The organism is Variovorax sp. OV084 (genome assembly GCF_900111625.1).
Lineage (GTDB): Bacteria > Pseudomonadota > Gammaproteobacteria > Burkholderiales > Burkholderiaceae_C > Variovorax.
Map to the genome: position 1 here is coordinate 58724 of NZ_FOII01000020.1, position 14935 is coordinate 73658.

Genomic DNA, 14935 nt, shown 5'->3' on the forward strand with positions numbered 1-14935 from the left:
GGGATAGCGATCAGAGAGTTGCAGCGCTATCCTCGGTAACAGCGCTGTCGCTGCTGCTGTTGCTGCGCGGCCTCCCTGCTCTCTCACCAGGACTGCGATGCTGGATCTGAAGGATGTCTTCTATTTCGTCCAAGTCGTCGATCGCGGAGGCTTCACGGCAGCCGGGTCGGCCCTTCGCCTACCGAAGTCGACACTGAGCCACCGCGTCCAGGAGCTCGAGGGTTACCTGGGCGTGCGGCTCCTCAACCGAACCTCCCGCCAATTCGGCATGACCGACATCGGCAAGGAGTTCTACCAGTACGCGGTCGCGATGCTGCACAGCTCCGACGTCGCCGAAGAAGCGGTGCGCCAGCGCCTGGCCGAACCCAGCGGCGTGATCCGGCTGACCACGGCCGTGGAGATTGCGCAGTTCGCCCTCCGCGAGATTCTTCCCGTCTTCATGAACAGGTATCCGAAGGTGCGCGTGGTGGAGATTGCGACGGACCGGTACGTGGACATTGTGGGCGAAGGCTTCGATCTTGCGATACGCGGGCACACGGCATCGCTGCAGAACTCCACGCTGGTGCAGCGCGCCCTTGCCAACGTTCCCTGGTACCTGTTCGCCAGTCCCGGTTACCTCGCGCAAAGGGGCGTGCCCGAAAGCCCTGCGGACCTTGCACAGCACGCCACCATCGCGATGGTGCGCAACGGGACGCAGCAGTGGCAGCTGAAGGGGCCGAACGACGAGGAGCTCGTCATGCCCATCGACCCGCGCTTTCAGAGCAACAACATGGTCGCGCTCAAGGAGGCGGCCTGCGCGAGCCTGGGCATCACCGCACTCCCGGGCTATATCTGCAGGTCGGAGCTGAGGGACGGAACCTTGCAGCAACTCCTGCCCGACTGGTCGGCGGCGGATGCCCGCATCTCGGCGCTGATTCCGTTTCGCACCGGGCTGCTTCCCGCGGTACGTTCGCTGGTCGATTTCCTAGCCGTGGAAATGCCGGTCGTCACGGCCTTCGACCACCCCCGCAGCTTCGAGTGAAGCGGCCGAGCGACCATGCCGCGTCGTCCACGAACATGAACGCTGCATCCGGCAGAAAGCGGCTTGTGAGCTGCGGGTGAACGACCTATCTTTTCGGCCTTGACTTCCACAAGGCCGATCGAGATGAATCATTTGAATTGCTTGCCGCAAGACGGCATTTTCTGGGGCCAGCACATCTTGCAAGCCGCCGTGGCACGGCTCGGCGAGCACGGTATCCATCGGCCGATGACGTTCACCGTCGAGCCGCTGACAAAGCTCTACCAGGATTGCGTGCGGCCCAACCTGAAGCAGGCCGTGGGCAGCTTCATGGAACTGCCAGCGCACGTGCCGGACGTGGCAGTGCAAGCCGGCCTCGACGCCTGTTTTCACGCCGGGGCGGAGTCGATCGTGGCGCTGGGCGGCGGCTCGGTGCTCGATGCGGCCAAGGCCGTGTCCTACCTGCACCATGAAAAGACGGGACGCTACCTGCCCATCGCGGCACTGCCGACGACGCTCTCGGGCTCCGAGTTCTCTCACTATTTCGGCATCACCGAGACGGATGGTCCAGAGAAATTCAAGCGCAGCTACGCGGTGCGCGAGACGGTGCCCAAGGTGGTCGTGATCGACCCCGTGCTCGTGTTCGACACGCCACGCGCGCTGCTGCTGTCGTCCGCCATCAAGGGCATGGACCATGCGGTGGAGGGCATGCGCAAAGTCACGAAGGAGCATCCGCACGCGATCATGGCGGCGAGCGGACTTGCGCGGTTCATGACGGTGCTGCGGAAGTGGCCGCAGGCCATGACCACGCGCGAGGCGCTGGGCAAGGGGCTTGTGACGCCCGACGACCTGCTGCAGCTCCAACTGGCAGCCTGGCAGTGCTACTTCTCGCCCGCGTCGGTCATCTACGGCCTGAGCCACCGCATCGGCCACATCCTGGGCGGCACCTTCGGCCTGCCGCACAGCGCGACTTCCTGCATCACGCTGGCACCGGTGATTCGCGCCTGCTCGGATTTCTACGGCGACAAGCTCGGCACCTTCATTGCGGACCGTGCCGGCGCTTCGCGCGACGCGGATGCCGCCACACAGTTGGCCGACAGCATTTCGGAGGTGGTGAAGTCGCTCGGCTTGCCCGACCGCATCGGCGCCTTCGATCTCGACCGGGCCAAGCTCCCCGAGGTCGCCCGTCTGCTGAAGAAGAACTACCCCAATGAAGTGGCCGACCTGGGCAACAACGCGAGTGTCAAGCTCGACGCGCTGCTCGAGAGCCTCTGGTGAGCCTTTGATGAGCGCCTGATCGAGGACGCATTGATGCCTTGCAGACAACGCCGTGGTCTCTCACGCATACCTTCCGCCGAGGGCGGGCCGTTCCTAGGATCGATGGGGTCCATCCCACCCTTCAAGGAGCTTCCCATGCGTCTGCACACCATCACCACTGCCCTCGCCCTTGCCTGCTGCCTCGGTGCTTCCCTCAACGCCGCTGCGGCGGACGTGAAGTCCATCTCCCGCCTTGCCGCGGGTCCCGGCAACATCCTGTTCGTCGCCGACTGGAAAGCCGCCCGCGTCCACGCGATCTCGCTGCCGGCGGCACAGCAGCAGCCCGCGGGCACGGCGTTCAACATCCTCGACCTGGAAAGCCTGCTCTCCGCCCAGGTCGGCGGAGCCAGGGTCACGGTCGAGGACATGGTCGTGCGGCCTGGCACCGCGCAGGTATACGTGGCCGTGAGCTACGGCGCCGCGAAGACGCCGGCGCTCATCCTCGTCACCGGCGACAAGAAAGCGCGGCGCATCGACCTGAAGGCAGCCGCCTCCACCTCGGTCGCGCTGCGCGACGCACCCACCTCCGACTACAGCTTCTGGAAGGAAACGCCCGAGCGCAGCTTCACCGTCACCGACATGAAGTGGCGCGAAGGCGAACTCTTTGTGGCCGGCCTTTCCAACCAGGACTTCGCCTCGACGCTGCGCCGGGTGAAGTACCCGTTCGACGCGAAGCAGTCGGTCACCTCGGTGGAGATCTACCACGCGGGCCACAACTTGATCGAGACACGCGCGCCGATCCGCGCAATGAGTTTCGCGAGCTGGGGCGGCAAGCCCTACCTGGTGGCCGCCTACACGTGCACGCCGCTGGTGACGATCCCGCTGGACGACCTGAAGGACGGCGCGCACATCCGCGGCAAGACGGTCGCCGAACTCGGCTACGGCAACACGCCGGCGGACATGATTGCCTATTCGCGCACCGAGCAGGGCAAGACCGAGGACTTCCTGCTGCTGGCGAACTTCGACCGCGTGTCGAACGTCATTCCCGTGTCGCAGCTGGAGGCGACGGGTTCACGTCCCGGCATCGAGAAGCAGGTGCCGTTCGGGCAACTCGCGGGCGTCGAGGTCATGCAAGCCCCGCTGGCCGGCACGCTGCGGCTGGACAACCTCGACGAGAAATCTTTCGTCGTCGTGCGTCGCCGGCTCGAGAAGGATGCGCTGCAGCTCGTGTCCATCGGCAAGGAACTGAGCTTCCGGCTGACCGACCACGTCTCGGAGTACGCCTTCGCGGAGTACAGCTTCAAGGGCGACAACTTCCAGCTGCAGAACATCAAGCCCCGGCAGGACATGCTGCTGAAGGACGAAGGCTTCCCGGACCTGATCAAGGCATCGGAGTAAGCCGTGCGTCTTCGCCGACTGTGCGGCGCCGTGGCGCTCGCCGTGACGCTGGGCGCGTCGCACGCTGGACCGCCCGCTCCTTCCCCCGCAGCTGCGCAAACGGTGCGCGTCCAGCCATCCGCTGATCAGGTGCCGGCCAACCTGCTGCGCCTGTCCATCGAGTTCGCGACACTGATCGAAGGCCCGGTGCTGCCGAGGCTCGCGTTGCTGCGCCCTGACGGAAAGCCGCTCGCGCAACCGTTTCTCGAGCAGGAACTCTGGTCGCCCAACGGCCGAATCCTGACCGTGCTGCTGCATCCGGGCCGCGTCAAGACGGGCCTGAACGCGCGTGAGGTTCTCGGGCCGATCCTGGTCGACGGAGACGATGTGACCTTGACGCTCGACGACCATCCCATCCAGCACTGGCGCGTCGGGCCCGTCGACACGCGCGGTCCGGCGGTGTCGGCATGGCGCCTGTCGTCCGTGCACGCCGCGTCGAGGCAAACGCTCGTCGTGACGCTGGACGACGCCATCGATGGCCGGGAAGCCGACTACATCGCGATCGCAGACCCGCAGGGCCGGCGCGTGCGTGGTCAAGCCCTGCTGAACGACGGCGAGCGCACGTGGGCCTTCACCCCGCATGCCCCATGGCACGCTGGCGAATACCGGCTCATCGCGCGCGGCACCCTCGAAGACCCGTCCGGAAATCGCCTCGGCGGGCGTTTCGAAACGCCTGCAGATTCGCCGGCCACTGCGCCCGCCGATGTCGCGCTTGCATTCACCGTGGGCTCGGCCCCGTCATCGGCCAGCGCGCATCGCCCTTGAACCCCTGAGCATCCGATGCATTCGACGACACCGCGAGAGCCGTGCCGCCGGGTGCGTCCGCAAGTCAAATGTCCGATCGAACTTTCCCCTTCAACCTCCGGCTACCGCAACTCCGTCGCCAGCGACATGGCGCGGCAATGGTCCTTCTCTGCATCGGCGCCTGCATGTCGCAGGTGACGCGCGCCGACACCCCTTCGTATCAACCCTCTTCCCTCTTTACCCAGTTCGGCTCGGCGCACGGTACCCGCACGCTGACCGCGGGGCTGACCTGGGACCTGCCCTATCGATGGCAGCTGGGATCGGGCGAGCTGAGCAGCTATCTGGAAGCCTCCTACACGTACTGGCAGATCCAGTCGGCGGACCGGGCCGGGCTTTCGCACGTTTCGCAGTTCGCGCTGGTCCCGGTGCTGCGCTACCGCCCGGCGGACGGTGCTTCGCCGTGGTTCTTCGAAACCGGGGTGGGGGTGACCGCCACCTCATCGGTCTACAGGACACGTGAGAAGAGCTTTTCGACGAGCTTCAACTTCGGCACCCACCTGGCGGTCGGCCGCAGCTTCGGCGCGCAACGCGAGCACGAGATCGCGCTGCGCCTCGAACACTTCTCGAATGCGGGCATCAAGCATCCGAACCCCGGCGAGAACTTCGTCCAGATCCGATACGCACGCAGGTTCTAGCGGCGCTGCGCCAGATAGCGTGCGGGCGGCTGGCCCATGGCCTTCCTGAACATGGCAATGAAGGCACTCACAGAGTCGTAACCCAGGTCATTGGCCACCTGCTGCACCGAGAGGCCTGAGGTCAGCCATTGCAGTGCAACGATCAGGCGCAGGCGTTGGCTCCAGCGGCCGAAGGACATGCCCGTTTCGTGCTGCACGAGGCGAGTGAGGGTTCGCTCGCTCATTGCCAGGCGCGCGGCCCATTGCGCTGCTGTGGTCCGGTCCGCCGGGTCGCGCATCAGTGCATCGATCAGGCGGCGCAGGCGCGGCTCCTCCGACACCGGCAGGTGCATGGCCTCGGTCGGCATGCGCACCAGCTGATCAAGCAGCACGGCGTGCAGCCGCTGCGTCTGAACGCCGCGCTGCGCACTCTCTGGCAAGGCCACCAAATGAAGAATGAGCTCGCGCAGCAAGGGGCTGATGCTCAACACGCAGCAGGTCTGCGGCATCGCCACGGCGGCATCTTCCACGAACAGAAAACAAACATTCCCGTCCGCCGAAACGCGCAGGCTGTGGGGCACGCTTCCGGGAATCCAGAAACCACCGTGCAGCGGCGCCATCCACAGCGCACCCGGCACTTCGCACGTCACGGTGCCGCGCAACACCATCGCGAGTTGCCCCTGCGGATGGTGGTGCGTCGGCAACTCCTCGGCGAGCGCCCGGGTGCGAATCCGCACGGCAGCCACACGGTTGTCCATCTTGTCGAACTCGAAGGTCCAGGGATCCTGGCGGCGCGTATCCATCGGTTCATCTTGACCGGATTTGCGCATATTCAGTCGGCCCTCAGGCATTCGAATCCGCGCGTCGTCACTAGATTCATCGGTGACATCCTGCATTCCTTCGTACCTCCATGCATTCCACACAAACGGCAGATTCCTCGTCCCGCGCCGCGCTTCTCATCGCCGGCATCCTGCTCATCGCGGCCAGCCTTCGGGCACCGATCACCACGCTCGGTCCTTTGCTCGAACCGGTGCGCGAAAGTTTCGCGCTCAACGCCTCGCAGGCCGGCCTGCTGACGACGCTGCCGCTCCTCGCGTTCGCCCTGGTGTCTCCACTCGCTGCGTCCCTTGCGCACCGATTCGGCCTGGAGCGCGTGCTCTTCGCGTCGCTGGCGTTTCTGCTGGCCGGTATCGCCGTGCGCTCGGCCGGCACCGTGTCGGCGCTCTATGGGGGGACCTGCGTGATCGGCGGCGCGATCGCCATCGCCAACGTGCTGTTGCCCAGCTTGCTGAAAAGAGACTTTCCTCACCATGTGGCGAAGCTCACGGCCAGCTATGCGCTGGCAATGATCGCCGCCGCAGGCATCGCCTCGGCCGTGGCTGTGCCGCTGGATCATGCGCTGGGCGCCGGGTGGCCCGCCTCGCTGGGCACGGTCGCGGTGCTGCCGCTCGCCGCCGCGTTGCTGTGGCTGCCACAACTGCGTTTTCGCACCGTCTCGGCGCCGGGCCTTGCCACGGGCGCGCGGGGCGCATCGGTGTGGAAGGCCTCGCTGGCCTGGCAGGTGGCCGGGTATCTGGGCCTGACCTGCTTCATCTACTTCGCGGCGATTGCATGGCTGCCTTCCATCCTCCAGGAGGCCGGCTTCTCGAGTGCCCGCGCTGGCACGCTGCACGGATGGATGCAACTTGCGGGGGCCGTGCCCGCGCTGCTGTTGATGCCGCTGCTGCACCGCATAACCGACCAGCGCTGGCTCGCCTTCGCCTCGCCCGCCCTGAGTGCCTGCGGCCTTGCAGGCCTGCTGACCCTGCCTGCATTGACGCCGCTGTGGATCTTCGCCTTCGGCATGGGCATGGGATCGGCACTGATCCTGAGCCTGGCCTTCGTCGGACTGCGCGCCGGCAACCAGCAGATCGCCGCGTCGCTCTCGGGCATGTCACAGTGCATTGGCTACCTGCTCGCGGCCGTCGGCCCGACGCTGGTCGGCTTCCTGCATGAAGCCGCCGGCAACTGGACAATGCCGCTGTCGGTCTGCCTGGTGCTGTGCCTGGCGATGTGCGTACTCGGGCTGTCGGTGGGTCGCGCCGTGCACATCAGCCATTGAATGGCTCGGGCGTTCGGGTGGCGGCTCAAGGCTCGCTCCTGAAGCCGATGCACATGGCTTCCAACGCCGACTGGCCTGCCTTCCACATTAGCGACGACCCCGTTCGCTCTACGCGCCGCCCAGAACCTGGCATGGATGCAGCGCTTGCCGTCGAACCGCATCGAGACGTCGGACGCGTCGGCAATCTCCGCGTCGTTGTCGGATTCAGGTTCGGTCATTGGCATGCGTGCTCCAGGTGTCGGGCTCACGGGATCGTAGGAACGCCCCGCCAGCGGCGGTAGGCGCCATGGCGTGAACGTGGTGTTGCCCTGCACGCACCAATGCGTCGGGCAAGACACCGCCATTGGTGCGCTCGCGACAACACGGTGCACCCCCGTACATGACTTCCGTCGCTGCGCATGCCTGCCTAGCATCGAATCGTTCGCAAGCCTCTCTCTTCTTCACACAACGAGCCGACCGTCCCGCCAAGAAGCGAGCGACACGCCTCAAACCAACGGATATCCCATGAAGCTCTATCACATGCCCGGCGCGTGCTCCCTCGCCGACCTGATCGTTCTCCAGTGGATCGGCGCAGACCACGAGCCGGTGCGCATGAGCCTGGAGAGCATCAAGTCGCCCGGCTACCTGGCCCTCAACGCGGGTGGCACCGTGCCCCTACTGACGGACGGCGACCTGTCGCTCACCGAGAACGTCGCCATCCTCGGCTACCTGGCCGACCTGTACCCAGAAGCCCGCCTGCTGGGCGACGGGTCGCCGCGGGCCCGCGCCGAAGTCATGCGCTGGCTGGGCTTCCTCAACTCGGATGTGCACAAGGCGTTCAAACCGATCTTCGTGCCGCAGCGCTTCCTGAAAGACGCATCGATGGCGCCCGTCCTTGCGGACAACGCGCGCGGCCACGTGCGCGAATATCTCGCGCGGCTGGACGACCAACTCGACGGACGCGACTGGCTGACTGGCGAGCGCTCCATCGCGGATCCCTACCTGTTCGTGCTCTCGCGCTGGTCGGCGGCCAAGAAGATCGATATGCAAGGCCTGGACAACCTCGCGCGTTTCGTCCGGATGATGGACGGCGACGCCGGTGTGCAAGCCGCATTGGCTGCCGAGAGCAGCATGCCTCAGTAACCGCCGGGCGTGCCATGAGACTGTCGCTGACATCTTCTCTCGAAGCGCCCGAACAGGCCTGCGCCACGTCGAGCGCGCTCGCCCGCTGGTACGCCGAGCAGCCCGCCATTCGGCGCCTGTGGGCCATCCAGTCGACGGACGGGCCCACGCTGCGCGTCATCGTGATGCTGGAACCCTCGCCGGACGGCGACGAGATCAGTCCCGCATGGATGGCACACGGCAGCCGATGGGCGCGCGACCTGCGTGAACGGCTGGCCGACGCCGTCCAACTGGAACGCATCGACGGACCGCTGCCCGACGAGTTCGAGATCGACGGCGAAGGCGCCGTGCTCACCGCGCTGTGCTGGCGCGACTCGACCGCACTCGAAGCCTGAGTGCACCTGCCGATCTTTTTTTCCCTCAACCCCGGACCATCACCATGAGCAAAGTTCTCGTTCTCTACTACAGCATGTACGGCCATCTCGAAACGATGGCGCAAGCGGTCGCCGAAGGCGCGCGATCGGTCGAGGGCTGCGAAGCGGCCCTCAAGCGCGTGCCCGAGACCATGCCACCCGACGCGTTTCGCCAGGCCGGCGGCAAGGCTGATCAAGCGGCGCCCATCGCCACCGTGGCGGAGCTGCCGGACTACGACGCGATCATCTTCGGCGCGCCGACGCGCTTCGGCAACATCGCCGGGCAGATGCGCACCTTCCTCGACCAGACCGGCGGCCTGTGGGCCGCGGGCGCGCTCATCAACAAGATCGGCAGCGCCTTCACCTCGACGGGCACGCAGCACGGCGGGCAGGAAACCACGCTCGTATCGCTGCATTCCACGTTGCTGCATCACGGCATGCTGATCGCCGGCGTGCCGTACTCGTGCAAGGGCCTGACGAACATGGCCGAGATCACCGGCGGCTCGCCCTACGGCGCCGCCACGCTGGCCGGCTCCGACGGCAAGCGCCTACCCTCGGACAACGAGCTGTCGATCGCCCGTTTCCAGGGCGAGCACGTCGCGCGGCTCGCGGCGCGCCTGGCGCGCTGAGCCCGGCCCCCGCAAGGAAAAGGCTCGACCATGGCCCAAGGCACCGCGCGCATCGGGCGCGACCACTACCGCACGCACATCGACCTCGCCAGCGGACACAAGCTCGTCTCGGACGAGCCCTCCGTCCTCGGCGGCGAGGGTGCGGGAGCCACGCCCTACGAACTGGTGCTTGCCGGGCTGGGGGCATGCACGGCCATCACGCTGCGCATGTATGCGGACCTCAAAAGCTGGCCGCTCGAATCGGTGCAGGTGGACCTTCATCTCTCCCGCGAAGACAACGCCATGCTGATCGAAAGATCGCTGCGCATCGCCGGCCTGGACGACACCCAGACGGCGCGCCTGGCCGATGTCGCCGAGCGCACGCCGGTGACGCTGACGCTCAAGACGGGCATCCCGATTCGTACCCGTCTGGTCTAGACACAGGAACACGCCACGTGCCCACTCGCTCCTTCGAATTTCTCAACACCGGTGGACACCGCCTGTCAGGCAGCCTCGAAATGCCGGAGGGTATCCAGCGGGGTTGGGCGCTCTTTGCGCACTGCTTTACCTGCGGCAAGAACAACCTCGCGGCCGTGCGCATCGCGCGGACGCTGGCCAGCGTGGGCATCGGGGTGATGCGCTTCGACTTCACCGGGCTGGGCGACAGCGAGGGCCGCTTCGCCGATGCGAGCTTCTCCCTGAACGTGCAGGACCTGGTGTCGGCCGCCGACGCCATGGAGGTCGCCGGCATGCCACCCCGCCTGCTCGTCGGACACAGCCTCGGCGGCTCGGCCGTGCTCGCCGCTGCAGGACGCATTGCGAGCGCACGCGCCATCGCGACGATTGCCGCGCCGTTCGACGTGGCGCAGGTGCTTCACCTGCTGGACCCGGCGGGTCTTGCGCGCCTCGAAACCGAGGGGCAGGCGTTGGTCCAGGTGGTCGGGCGGCCAATGGCGGTCGGCAAGGCCTTCGTGGACGACCTGCGCAGACACGACCCCGGGGCGCGCATCGCGGCCCTGCACCGGCCCCTGCTGCTGCTCCACGCGCCGCAGGACCGAACGGTCGACATCGAGAACGCCACGCGCATCTTTCTGGCGGCGAGGCATCCCAAGAGTTTCGTTTCACTCGATGATGCGGACCACCTGCTGTCGCAGCGTGAAGACGCCGAACAGGTCGCCCACCTGATCGCGACCTGGTCTGCACGCTACCTGCCCGAGCCACCCGCCGGTCATCCGGTCGCAGCGGACGCCGAAGCGGAAGAAACGGGGCTAGGGAAATTCCAGCTTGCGCTGCGCTCGGGCGGTTCGCGCTGGCTCGCCGACGAACCCGCAACGGTGGGTGGGCTCGGTTCCGGGCCGACGCCCTACAACCTCTTGTCGTCCGCGCTCGCCGCCTGCACGACCATGACGCTGCGCCACTACGCCGACAGCAAGGGCTGGCCGGTCACGCGCATCCGCACCGCGGTGAGCCACCGAAAGGACAAGGCGGCTTCCCCGCCCGATGTCTTCAGCCGGCGGGTGTCCATGGACGGCGCTATCACAGAGGCGCAACGTGCGCAGTTGCTGGACATGGCGCAGCGATGCCCCGTCCACCGGACGCTCGAAGGGGGAGCGCGCTTCGAGCCCGTGCAAGGCGAGCCACCGGCATGAGCGCCGCACCGGACCGCCCCAAGCAAGCGCGCACCACGGTGCGAAGCACGAAGGCACGCCAATGAGCCCTCCCGCCCCTCATCAAACCGCCGTCGACCTCATTCACCGGTGTATCGAACGGTGCGGCCTTTGCCTCGGACTGGTCGGGCTGGCGGGGCTGCGTGTCGCCCAGGTTCACGGATGCGACGCGCGCATCGATGCTCACTTCCTGTCGCTCATCGATGCAGGCTTTTCGATCGAGAAGCTGGTGCTCGTGTCGGACTGGCGCGAAGCCGGCGCGGCACTCCAGCCGCAAGAGCAAGCCGTGCTCGCCTGGGCGGAGGCGCTGGCCCGGCGGAGCTCCACACCCGCACCGGACACGCTTTACCAGGAAGTCCTCGCCCTGATGGGGCAAGAGGCGCTGGTGGGCCTCAGCCTTGCCATCGCATTGGAGAACGCCCTGAGCCAGTCATTCCAGGCGCCGGCGCAGGCCAGCCATCGTTTGCAACCGCACCTTGAGGAAAAAGATCGACCATGACTGCGCCGGTTGCTCCGACCCATGCCGCCGCGCTGGGCCCTGTACTGAACGCGCAATTGGTGACTTGCGGACAACACCGTGGTCCATCGCACAGGCCTACCGGGCTCCGGCACCCGATCCTACGATTCATCCATCGCATCAATGAAGGCAAGTCCATGACCATGAACAAGATTGCAAGAAGCCTAGGGCTGACATTTCTGCTCGCAGCAGGCGTCGCGACGGCACAACACGCCGCCGCGCACGGCGGGCCCAAGGACGCCAAGGTCACGCCGCTTCTGACCCAGGAGATGAAGGACATCCCCGGCAAGGAAGTGCTGATGATCACGGTGGACTACCCACCGGGCGCCGCCGACCCGGTGCATCGCCACGACGCCCACAGCTACGTATACGTGCTCGAAGGCTCGATCGTGATGGGCGTGAAAGGCGGCAAGGAAGTGACGCTGAAAGCCGGCGACACCTTCTACGAAGGCCCCGACGACATCCATACCGTCGGGCGCAATGCGAGCAAGACCAAGCCCGCGAAGTTCGTCGTCATGCTCGTGAAGAACAAGGGCGCCGAGTTCTTCATTCCAGTGAAATAAACACCGGTTGCATTCCACCCGCCGCAACGAAGATGACGGGTGTCAGATCGCCGAGGCGGCTGTAATGAGACGTGCACTTTCCACCCGTTCGTGCACGGGACAGACTCACGTCGGCGCGGTGTCCCCGCGTAAATCCGACCAGCAACACGGCGACGCGGCGGGTGGAAGGCATCTTTCGCTTCCTGCAACAGGAAGCCGGCACAAGCTCACAGGACCCCTGCCATGAAACTCTTCTACATGCCCGGTGCGAGCGCCTTGGCCGACCATATCGTGCTCGAGTGGTCCGGCCAGCCGTACGAGACGGTCCGCATGGACCGCCGCAGCATCAAGACGCCGGAGTACCTGGCGCTCAACCCCACGGGCGCGGTTCCGCTGCTCGTGCATGGCGACTTCACGCTGACCGAGAACGTCGCCATCCTCGGCTACCTCGCGGACCTACATCCCCATTTGCAACTGGCGGGCGACGGCTCGCCGCGCGCGCGGGCCGAGGTGATGCGCTGGCTCGGCTTCCTGAACTCCGATGTACACAAGGCGTTCAGGCCGATCTTCTTTCCCGAGCGCTACCTGCCCGACGACGGCCTGGCCGCGCAACTGGCCGCCACGGCGCGCGCCCATGTGCGCGAGTACCTCAAGCGACTCGATGCGCAACTTGCGGGTCGCGAATGGCTCACGGGCCGGCGCTCCATCGCAGATGCCTACCACTTCGTGATGCTGCGCTGGGCCATCGGCACGAAGGTGGGCCTGCACGACTTCGAACACCTGACGGCCTTCGTTCGTCGGATGCATGCGGACGAAGGCGTGCATGCGGCGCTCGTGATGGAGGAAGGCTTGGCCCCGCGCAGCGAACGTGCGCACAGTGCCCCCGACCAGTTGATGCGCCTGGACGAACGGATCCGCGACAACCTGGCTACCACGCTGAACGCCGAAGTGGTCGGCGTGGTGGAGTACAGCGAAGGCGACGGTCCCGAACTCGAAGTGCGCCGCGGTCTCGTGGAGGTCGAAGTCTCCCGGATGGACACGGTGTTCAGCTGGCAGGACGAGAACTATCGCGGCCAAGCGGCCATTCCGTTCCAGAACTTCTCGCGCTATGTCAGCAATGGTGCGATCCGGCTCGATCTGTAAAAGCCGTCGCCCATGACCGGTGTGCCAGCCCCTCCCCCGCCGCCCCTCTCTGGGCCGCGTGAGTCGATGGACTACGACGTCGTCATCGTGGGCGGCGGCCCCGCCGGTATGGCGGCAGCCATCCGGATCAAGCAGATCGATGCGGGCCTCTCGGTCGCGGTGCTCGAAAAAGGCAGCGAGCCCGGCGCGCACACGCTCTCGGGCGCGGTGATGGACCCTCGCGCCATCGACGAACTGCTGCCCGACTGGCGTGCGCTGGGCGCGCCCCTGAACCAACCCGTCACGCGGGACGAGTTCCTGTTTCTCGGCAAGCAGCGCGCGATGCGCACGCCGGGCTTCCTGGTGCCGCAGTGCTTTCGCAACGAAGGCAACTACGTCGTGCGCCTCGGCCTGCTGGTCAAGTGGCTGGCCGCGCACGCCGAGAGTCTCGGCGTCGAGATCTTCGCTGGCTTTGCCGCGACCGAGATCTTGTACGACCCGCAAGGGCGGGTCGTGGGCGTCGCGACCGGCAACGTGGGTGTGGACCGCAACGGCGAGCCCACGGCCCCGTTTCAGCCCGGTGTCGAGCTTCGCGGCAAGTACACGATCTTTGCCGAAGGTGCGCGCGGGCAGCTCGGGCGCCAATTGATCGCAAGGTTCGGGCTCGACGCAGGCCGAGACGCGGCCAGCTACGCCATCGGCCTGAAGGAGCTGTGGGAAGTCGGCCCCTCGCGCGCCGAGCCGGGCTTGGTTGTGCACACCGCGGGCTGGCCCATGGACCGCGAGACGTTCGGTGGCGGCTTTCTCTATCACCTCGACGGCCACCAGCTGGCGCTGGGCTTTGTCGTCGGGCTCGATTACCGCAACCCCTGGCTGAGTCCGTTCGAGGAGTTCCAGCGCTGGAAGACGCACCCAGCGATTCGCAGGCATCTCGATGGCGGCACGCGCATCGGCTACGGTGCACGGGCGATCAACAACGGCTTGCCGCAGAGCTTGCCGCGCACCGTGTTCCCCGGCGGGGCCCTGGTCGGTTGCGAGGCGGGCTACCTGAACGCCGCACGCATCAAGGGCAGCCATGCGGCCATCAAGACCGGCATGCTGGCCGCGGAGGCCGCATGCGCGGCGCTGCACGCAGGGCGTTCGGGCGACGAACTCGTGGACTATCCACGCGCCTTCGAAGGCAGCTGGCTGCACACGGAATTGCATCGGTCCCGCAACTTCAAGCTGTGGTTCAAGAAGGGCTCGCTCGCCGGCACGCTGATGACCGGCGTCGAGCAGTGGTTGATGCCCAAACTGGGCATCGCCGCGCCGCTCTGGACGCTGCACAACACGCGCCCGGACCATGCGAGCCTGCGGCCCGCCAGCCAATGCGAGCCCATCGCCTATCCGAAGCCGGACGGCGTGCGCAGCTTCGACCGCCCGAGCTCGGTCTACCTGAGCAACACGCACCATGCGGAAGACCAGCCGGTGCACCTGACGCTGCGCGATGCGGCGGTGCCGGTCGACGTCAACTTGCGCGTGTACGCCGGCCCCGAAAGCCGCTACTGCCCCGCCGGCGTCTACGAATTCCTTCAGAACGACAAGGGCGAAGACCGGCTGCAGATCAATGCGCAGAACTGCATCCATTGCAAGACCTGCGACATCAAGGACCCGACCCAGAACATCGTGTGGATCGCGCCCGAAGGCGGCGACGGTCCCACCTATGCATCCATGTAGATCGATCTGTTCGCCGCTGGCGGCGGACGCACAAGGAAC

Annotated in this window: 16 protein-coding genes; 15 read left to right on the top strand and 1 reads right to left on the bottom strand. The window is 66.4% G+C overall.

What is annotated here, in order from left to right; genetic code table 11:
* The first annotated feature begins 97 nt into the window (after positions 1-97).
* From BMW87_RS29805 to BMW87_RS29825, 5 genes are all read left to right on the top strand, one after another.
* Entirely contained in the window at positions 98-1021 is a 924-nt protein-coding gene (locus BMW87_RS29805; protein ID WP_093081227.1) for a LysR substrate-binding domain-containing protein, read from the top strand.
* Between the two features lie 123 nt (positions 1022-1144).
* Positions 1145-2275, top strand: coding sequence for an iron-containing alcohol dehydrogenase (locus BMW87_RS29810; protein WP_093081229.1), 1131 nt, complete (start codon positions 1145-1147; stop codon positions 2273-2275).
* Between the two features lie 135 nt (positions 2276-2410).
* Complete coding sequence (locus BMW87_RS29815) at positions 2411-3652, top strand: hypothetical protein (protein ID WP_093081232.1); 1242 nt, start codon at positions 2411-2413, stop codon at positions 3650-3652.
* Positions 3653-3655: 3 nt separating this feature from the next.
* Positions 3656-4456 carry a hypothetical protein gene (locus tag BMW87_RS29820; RefSeq protein ID WP_093081234.1) on the top strand — a complete coding sequence of 267 codons (801 nt, stop codon included), beginning with the start codon at positions 3656-3658 and terminating at the stop codon, positions 4454-4456.
* Positions 4457-4524: 68 nt separating this feature from the next.
* Positions 4525-5130 carry an acyloxyacyl hydrolase gene (locus BMW87_RS29825; protein ID WP_093081237.1) on the top strand — a complete coding sequence of 202 codons (606 nt, stop codon included), beginning with the start codon at positions 4525-4527 and terminating at the stop codon, positions 5128-5130.
* On the opposite strand, the gene BMW87_RS29830 is transcribed toward BMW87_RS29825, so the two are convergent.
* Complete coding sequence (locus BMW87_RS29830; RefSeq protein ID WP_093081239.1) at positions 5127-6005, bottom strand: AraC family transcriptional regulator; 879 nt, start codon at positions 6003-6005, stop codon at positions 5127-5129. The two genes, BMW87_RS29825 and BMW87_RS29830, sit on opposite strands and share 4 nt — an antisense overlap.
* A 14-nt stretch (positions 6006-6019) precedes the next feature.
* Between BMW87_RS29830 and BMW87_RS29835 the strand changes: the two genes are divergently transcribed.
* From BMW87_RS29835 to BMW87_RS29880, 10 genes are all read left to right on the top strand, one after another.
* The gene (locus BMW87_RS29835) at positions 6020-7210 is read left to right on the top strand and encodes an MFS transporter (protein ID WP_093081242.1); all 1191 of its coding nucleotides are present in this window, start codon (positions 6020-6022) and stop codon (positions 7208-7210) included.
* Positions 7211-7714: 504 nt separating this feature from the next.
* Positions 7715-8332: a glutathione S-transferase family protein gene (locus BMW87_RS29840; RefSeq protein WP_093081245.1), complete on the top strand. Its 618-nt coding sequence runs from the start codon at positions 7715-7717 to the stop codon at positions 8330-8332.
* A gap of 14 nt (positions 8333-8346) precedes the next feature.
* The gene (locus tag BMW87_RS29845; RefSeq protein WP_256216976.1) at positions 8347-8706 is read left to right on the top strand and encodes a hypothetical protein; all 360 of its coding nucleotides are present in this window, start codon (positions 8347-8349) and stop codon (positions 8704-8706) included.
* Between the two features lie 44 nt (positions 8707-8750).
* Positions 8751-9353, top strand: a complete 603-nt coding sequence (gene wrbA, locus BMW87_RS29850; RefSeq protein WP_093081247.1) for an NAD(P)H:quinone oxidoreductase — start codon at positions 8751-8753, stop codon at positions 9351-9353.
* A gap of 30 nt (positions 9354-9383) precedes the next feature.
* Positions 9384-9770, top strand: coding sequence for an OsmC family protein (locus BMW87_RS29855; RefSeq protein ID WP_093081250.1), 387 nt, complete (start codon positions 9384-9386; stop codon positions 9768-9770).
* Positions 9771-9787: 17 nt separating this feature from the next.
* Positions 9788-10981 carry a bifunctional alpha/beta hydrolase/OsmC family protein gene (locus tag BMW87_RS29860; protein WP_093081252.1) on the top strand — a complete coding sequence of 398 codons (1194 nt, stop codon included), beginning with the start codon at positions 9788-9790 and terminating at the stop codon, positions 10979-10981.
* 61 nt (positions 10982-11042) lie between these two features.
* Positions 11043-11498 (top strand): carboxymuconolactone decarboxylase family protein, encoded by a 456-nt coding sequence (locus tag BMW87_RS29865; RefSeq protein ID WP_093081255.1) that lies wholly within the window; start codon positions 11043-11045, stop codon positions 11496-11498.
* A gap of 161 nt (positions 11499-11659) precedes the next feature.
* On the top strand, positions 11660-12079 hold the full coding sequence (locus tag BMW87_RS29870) for a cupin domain-containing protein (protein ID WP_093081318.1): 420 nt from the start codon (positions 11660-11662) through the stop codon (positions 12077-12079).
* 222 nt (positions 12080-12301) lie between these two features.
* The gene (locus BMW87_RS29875) at positions 12302-13201 is read left to right on the top strand and encodes a glutathione S-transferase family protein (protein WP_093081258.1); all 900 of its coding nucleotides are present in this window, start codon (positions 12302-12304) and stop codon (positions 13199-13201) included.
* Positions 13202-13213: 12 nt separating this feature from the next.
* Entirely contained in the window at positions 13214-14896 is a 1683-nt protein-coding gene (locus tag BMW87_RS29880) for an electron transfer flavoprotein-ubiquinone oxidoreductase (protein ID WP_093081260.1), read from the top strand.
* Positions 14897-14935: the final 39 nt, after the last annotated feature.

Excerpts from the sequence above, each read along its gene's own strand:
- BMW87_RS29840 (WP_093081245.1), top strand. The coding sequence starts at position 7,715 with ATGAAGCTCTATCACATGCCCGGCGCGTGCTCCCTCGCCGACCTGATC.
- BMW87_RS29880 (WP_093081260.1), top strand. The coding sequence starts at position 13,214 with ATGACCGGTGTGCCAGCCCCTCCCCCGCCGCCCCTCTCTGGGCCGCGT.
- BMW87_RS29855 (WP_093081250.1), top strand. The coding sequence starts at position 9,384 with ATGGCCCAAGGCACCGCGCGCATCGGGCGCGACCACTACCGCACGCAC.
- BMW87_RS29870 (WP_093081318.1), top strand. The coding sequence starts at position 11,660 with ATGAACAAGATTGCAAGAAGCCTAGGGCTGACATTTCTGCTCGCAGCA.
- BMW87_RS29845 (WP_256216976.1), top strand. The coding sequence starts at position 8,347 with ATGAGACTGTCGCTGACATCTTCTCTCGAAGCGCCCGAACAGGCCTGC.
- BMW87_RS29835 (WP_093081242.1), top strand. The coding sequence starts at position 6,020 with ATGCATTCCACACAAACGGCAGATTCCTCGTCCCGCGCCGCGCTTCTC.
- wrbA (WP_093081247.1), top strand. The coding sequence starts at position 8,751 with ATGAGCAAAGTTCTCGTTCTCTACTACAGCATGTACGGCCATCTCGAA.
- BMW87_RS29875 (WP_093081258.1), top strand. The coding sequence starts at position 12,302 with ATGAAACTCTTCTACATGCCCGGTGCGAGCGCCTTGGCCGACCATATC.
- BMW87_RS29830 (WP_093081239.1), bottom strand. The coding sequence starts at position 6,005 with ATGCAGGATGTCACCGATGAATCTAGTGACGACGCGCGGATTCGAATG.
- BMW87_RS29825 (WP_093081237.1), top strand. The coding sequence starts at position 4,525 with ATGTCCGATCGAACTTTCCCCTTCAACCTCCGGCTACCGCAACTCCGT.
- BMW87_RS29815 (WP_093081232.1), top strand. The coding sequence starts at position 2,411 with ATGCGTCTGCACACCATCACCACTGCCCTCGCCCTTGCCTGCTGCCTC.
- BMW87_RS29865 (WP_093081255.1), top strand. The coding sequence starts at position 11,043 with ATGAGCCCTCCCGCCCCTCATCAAACCGCCGTCGACCTCATTCACCGG.
- BMW87_RS29810 (WP_093081229.1), top strand. The coding sequence starts at position 1,145 with ATGAATCATTTGAATTGCTTGCCGCAAGACGGCATTTTCTGGGGCCAG.
- BMW87_RS29805 (WP_093081227.1), top strand. The coding sequence starts at position 98 with ATGCTGGATCTGAAGGATGTCTTCTATTTCGTCCAAGTCGTCGATCGC.